At 57.8% G+C, this 419-nt stretch carries 1 protein-coding gene; it reads left to right on the top strand.

What is annotated here, in order from left to right:
- Positions 1-419: aldo/keto reductase (locus tag FOI68_RS22955; RefSeq protein ID WP_143864434.1), on the top strand; the 419-nt coding region annotated here is incomplete at both ends.

The raw sequence follows: 419 nt of genomic DNA, 5'->3' as shown, positions 1-419 counted from the left end.
GGGCGAGGCTCTCGCGCCGTTCCGCGGCAAAGTGGTGATCGCGACGAAGTTTGGGTGGGAGCCGAATCCTGATGATGGTGGCAAGTGGACGGCCTTAAACAGCCGCCCGGAACATATCAAGCAGGTTGCCGAAGCGTCCCTGCGCCGGCTCAGGGTGGATGCGATCGACCTGTTCTACCAGCACCGTGTCGATTTGAACGTTCCGATTGAGGATGTTGCGGGAGCCGTCAAGGATTTGATTCAGCAAGGCAAGGTGAAACACTTCGGTCTTTCAGAGGCAGCAGCGCAGACTATCCGTCGGGCTCATGCCGTTCAGTCCGTCACTGCTCTGCAAAGCGAGTACTCACTGTTCTGGCGAGAGCCGGAAAACACGGTAATGCCCACGCTGGTTGAACTGGGAATCGGTTTCGTTCCGTTCA

It is taken from the genome of Brevibacillus sp. LEMMJ03 (genome assembly GCF_007197875.1).
Lineage (GTDB): Bacteria > Bacillota > Bacilli > Brevibacillales > Brevibacillaceae > Brevibacillus > Brevibacillus thermoruber.
This window is presented reverse-complemented; position numbering and strand designations above follow the sequence as displayed.